The organism is Micromonospora tarensis (assembly GCF_016803395.1).
Lineage (GTDB): Bacteria > Actinomycetota > Actinomycetes > Mycobacteriales > Micromonosporaceae > Micromonospora > Micromonospora tarensis.
Genome location: NZ_JAEVHL010000381.1, coordinates 1 through 4,090 on the forward strand (window position 1 = coordinate 1; position 4,090 = coordinate 4,090).

The 4,090-nt window shown below is 72.8% G+C and carries 6 protein-coding genes; 4 read left to right on the forward strand and 2 right to left on the reverse strand.

Annotated features, from left to right (window positions below; translation table 11 throughout):
- Positions 1-175 precede the first annotated feature (175 nt).
- A complete protein-coding gene (locus JM949_RS34215; RefSeq protein ID WP_203152153.1) occupies positions 176-532 on the reverse strand; it encodes a DUF3099 domain-containing protein in 357 nt (118 codons plus the stop codon).
- Positions 533-639: 107 nt separating this feature from the next.
- Here JM949_RS34215 and JM949_RS34220 point away from each other — a divergent pair, with 107 nt between their 5' ends.
- Both JM949_RS34220 and JM949_RS34225 read left to right on the forward strand, forming a co-directional pair.
- On the forward strand, positions 640-927 hold the full coding sequence (locus tag JM949_RS34220) for a hypothetical protein (RefSeq protein ID WP_074318059.1): 288 nt from the start codon (positions 640-642) through the stop codon (positions 925-927).
- Positions 928-941: 14 nt separating this feature from the next.
- Positions 942-1,253, forward strand: a complete 312-nt coding sequence (locus JM949_RS34225) for a hypothetical protein (RefSeq protein WP_203152156.1) — start codon at positions 942-944, stop codon at positions 1,251-1,253.
- 12 nt (positions 1,254-1,265) lie between these two features.
- Here the strand turns inward: JM949_RS34225 and JM949_RS34230 are convergent, their stop codons facing one another.
- Positions 1,266-1,856, reverse strand: a complete 591-nt coding sequence (locus JM949_RS34230) for an HhH-GPD-type base excision DNA repair protein (protein ID WP_203152157.1) — start codon at positions 1,854-1,856, stop codon at positions 1,266-1,268.
- Positions 1,857-1,950: 94 nt separating this feature from the next.
- On the opposite strand from JM949_RS34230, the gene JM949_RS34235 reads away from it, so the two are divergent.
- Both JM949_RS34235 and dtd read left to right on the forward strand, forming a co-directional pair.
- Positions 1,951-3,435, forward strand: coding sequence for a DUF7782 domain-containing protein (locus tag JM949_RS34235; protein WP_203152154.1), 1,485 nt, complete (start codon positions 1,951-1,953; stop codon positions 3,433-3,435).
- A 78-nt stretch (positions 3,436-3,513) separates the two neighbouring features.
- Entirely contained in the window at positions 3,514-3,936 is a 423-nt protein-coding gene (gene dtd, locus JM949_RS34240; RefSeq protein ID WP_203152155.1) for a D-aminoacyl-tRNA deacylase, read from the forward strand.
- Positions 3,937-4,090: the final 154 nt, after the last annotated feature.

Sequence of the window (4,090 nt, forward strand, 5' to 3'; positions counted from 1 at the left end):
CTTCGCGGCCGGCCTGCTCACCGCCTGGCTCGGCGGAGCCACCCCCGACCGCCGCGCTCAGCCGCGCCACCGACCTGGGGGGCGCTGGCCGTCTCCACCGTCGGGGCGCGGCCCCGACCGTAGTCGCCGCGCGGCGCCACCGCCGTGACCTGTCGAACCCTGGCCCGCTCGCGGGTCAGGGTTCGGCGTCGATGACCTTGTGCGGGCGCTCCTCGGCGGTGAGGCTCATCGGCGGGGTGTCGTCCTGCTGGCGGGGGTGGAACCGGTTGGCCAGTCGGTGCTCGTCCTTCGGCGGCCGGTCGTTGGCGAGCAGCACCGCCAACCAGGGGATGAGCACCATGCCGAGGCCGCACAGCGGCAGCCAGAGCCAGAGCAGTGGGGCGTTCGCACCGACCAGGATCGCGCCAACGATGATGCACAGCACCCGGATGCCCATCATCACGACATAGCGGCGCTGACGGCTGGTGAGCTGATCGTCCTGGCTGCGCGAGGCATCGGTGATCAGGATCGGCTGGTACGCCTGACGCTTCACCACGGACCTCCTCGAGGGGATTACGCCTCATCCTGTCACCGCAGGTCCTTGATCAGCGAACTTCAACTCATCCCGGTGCGTGTTACGCACGTGGTACGCTCCGCGACGTGGGCAGCAGGTTCAGCTTCACCGACGAGGCGTTGGCCAACCTGAGGGTCTACGACGTCACGCCCGGGGAAGTCTGGGAGGCGCTGCACAGCGCCCGACGGGTCATCCGCCACCTGGGCGACGACGTGATGGTGGTCTACGCCGCCGCTCGTCGGGGCCGCCGACTGGCGGTGCTGCTCGCCGAGGCCGATGGCACCGACAACGACTGGGACATCCTCTCCGCCCGTGAGCTGAGCGACGTCGAGTCCAAGCGCTACGACGAGGCCGTGCGGAGATCTCGCCGATGAGGGGGGCCGTGACGATGCACCGTAACGACGCGACCAAGCAGTTCCACAGCGGCGACGACCGGATCGCCGAGCTGATCGATGAGAGCCCCGCGGCGGATCTGCCCACCCCCGACACCGACGTGCCGATGGTGAGCCGATCCGTCCGGCTGCCGCTGGAGACGTACGAGCGGGTGCGGGCCGCCGCCGACGCCCGGGGCATCGGGGTCACCACCCTGATGCGCCAGTGGATCGAGGCTGGCCTCGCCGACCTGGACGACTCCGCGACCGTCTCGCTCGCCGACGTCCGGCGCGCGCTGGCGTCGCTGGCGCACCCCACCGCCGCCTGAACGGCTCCCGGGTCAGCCGCCGGCGTTCTTCGCCTTGGCCGCCGCCTTCATCTGCTGCTTGTACTCCCGCACCTGGCGCAGCGAATCGGCGTCGGTGACGTCGGCCACCGACCGGTACGCGCCCGGGTCGCCGTATCCGCCGGCCGCCTGACGCCAGTCCTGCGGGGTCACCCCGAACCGCTTGCCGAGCAGGGCCACGAAGATCTGCGCCTTCTGCTTGCCGAAGCCGGGCAGCGCGGCGACCCGGCGCAGCAGCTCCGGCCCGTCGGCGACCTCCGACCAGAGCAGTGCCGCGTCGCCGTCGTAGCGCTCCACCAGCACCTGGCAGACCTCCTGGACCCGCGCCGCCATCGCCTTCGGAAACCGGTGCAGCGCGGGCGGCTGGGCGAACACCGCGACCAGGGCCTCCGGGTCGTACCCGGCCAGCTCCGCCGCGTCCAGCTCATGGCCCAGCCGCTGGCTGAGCACGTACGGCGACGAGAACGCCTTCTCCATCGGCACCTGCTGGTCGAGAACCATGCCGAGGAGCAGGGCCAACGGGTTGCGCTCCAGCAGCCGGTTGGCTTCCGGGTCGATGGGCAGCACAAGCGTCATGCGGACCATCCTGCCTGGCCCGCCGACCTGGGCGGACACCGACGCCCCGACGTTATCGGCGGGTGGCACCGAACCGGGACGCGACAGGGGGCAGGATGTCCGGGTGGACGAACACGACATGCTGCTCTCCCCCGCCGGCGTCGACGGGCTCCGGACCGCGCTGAGCCGGGCCGGGTTCACCAGCAACGGCATCGCCGGGCGACTCGGCGCGCAGGCCACCGGCGCTGTCGCTCGCAACGACTACCGGGCCGCGCTGCGCGCCACCGAGGACCGCGACCCCCTCGGCACCCTGATCCGGGTGTTCATCTGCGACCAGACCGAGTCGGACGCCACGGTGGCCGCCGCACTGGCACCGCTGAGTATCGAGGAGGCGCTGGCGGGTGGGCTGGTCGAGCGGTACGGCGACGGACTGCGCGCCGGCGTCGACCTGGAGCCGTACGGCGACGACTGGTGGGTGCTCGCCGACGTGCCGGCCAGCGCCCGGCCGGGCCGGCCGTTGCACGCCGAGCACGTCCTCGGTATCGGCGGCGCCACCCAGACCCTGCTCGGCGCGACCATGCGCCGACCGGTCGACACCGCGCTGGACCTGGGCACCGGCTCCGGCGTCCAGGCCCTGCACCTGGCCACTCACGCCGCCACGGTGACCGCCACCGACCTCTCGGAGCGGGCGCTGCGCTTCGCCGCGACCACCGCCGCGCTGAACGGCCAGGACTGGGAGTTGCTGCGCGGCGACCTGGTCGCGCCGGTGGCCGGTCGACGGTTCGACCTGGTGGTGAGCAACCCCCCGTTCGTGGTCGGCCCGGGCACCACCACCCACGTCTACCGCGACTCCGGCCGGGTCGGTGACGCGATCGGCGCCGAACTGGCCGCCGCCGCCCCCCACCTGCTCACCGAGGGCGGCACCATGCAGTACCTGGCGAACTGGGTGCACGTCGCCGGCGAGGAGTGGGACGAGCGGGTGGCCGGCTGGTTCGCCGGCACCGGCCTGGACGCCTGGGTGATCCAGCGCGAGGTGGCCGACCCGATGGCGTACGTCGACCTGTGGCTCACCGACGTCGGTGAGACCGCCGACCCGCAGCGGATGGCCGCCTGGCTCGACTGGTTCGACGCGCACAAGGTCGAGGGGATCGGCTTCGGCATCGTGTCGCTGCGCCGGGGTGGGCACGCCGACCCGGTGGTCCGGGTGGAGGACCTGCGCCAACGGGTGCGTCCGCCGCTGGGTGACCAGATCGCCGCCTGGTTCGACCGCCAGGACTTCCTGCGGGTACGCGACAATGACGCGCTGCTCGCCGAGCGCTACCGAGCCGCCGAGGGCCTGCAACTGCGGCAGGAGGCCACCATGGGTGACGAGGGTTGGGCGGTGGACCGGCAGGTCCTCGCGATGCCGCACGGCCTGCGGTGGACCGAGGAGATCGACCCGCTGGTGCTGGCCCTGGTCGGTGGTGCCGACGGCCGGTTGCCGCTGCGCGACCAGATCGCCCTGCTCGCCGCCGCGCACGACGTCGAGCCCGACGAGATGGCCGAGGCCGCCGGCCCGATCGTGGCGCACCTGGTCGAGCGGGGCTTCATCGAGGCGGTGACCGCGTGACGTGGGCGGCGCTACGGTCGCCGGCACTGCGGTCGGCCGGACGGTCGGCCTCGCGGCGGGCCCGGCGGCGGTTCGCTGATGCGGGCCGTGGTGCAGACCGTCGGGCGGGCCAGCGTGACGGTGGACGGCGAGGTGGTCGGCGCGATCGAGAACGGTCTGCTGGTGCTGCTCGGGGTGACCCACACCGACACCGCGACGACCGCTCTGACGATGGCCCGCAAGGTGCACGAGCTGCGCATCCTGGACGACGAACGGTCCGCCGCCGACACCGGCGCGCCGATCCTGGTGGTCAGCCAGTTCACCCTCTACGGCGACACCCGCAAGGGCCGCCGCCCGAGCTGGTCCGCCGCCGCCCCCGCCGAGGTGGCCGAGCCACTGGTGACAGCGGTCGTGGACGCGCTACGGGAACGCGGCGCCAAGGTCGAGACCGGCCGCTTCCGCACCCACATGCTGGTAGAAAGCACGAACATAGGCCCCCAAACCCTCCTCCTAGACCTCTAACCCCCGACCCCGGCCCGGCCCAGCCCCGGCCCGGCCCACGCCCGGCCCGGCCCGGCCCGGCCCGGCCCGGCCCGTTGATCATGAAGTTATTGCCAGCCGTGACGGCGCGTCGGGACAATAACTTCATGATCAACGGGGAGACGGGGGCGGGGCG

What these genes read in the sequence shown, in the direction of transcription:
- dtd (WP_203152155.1), top strand. Translation starts at nt 3,514, where the DNA reads ATGCGGGCCGTGGTGCAGACCGTCGGGCGGGCCAGCGTGACGGTGGAC.
- JM949_RS34225 (WP_203152156.1), top strand. Translation starts at nt 942, where the DNA reads ATGCACCGTAACGACGCGACCAAGCAGTTCCACAGCGGCGACGACCGG.
- JM949_RS34230 (WP_203152157.1), bottom strand. Translation starts at nt 1,856, where the DNA reads ATGGTCCGCATGACGCTTGTGCTGCCCATCGACCCGGAAGCCAACCGG.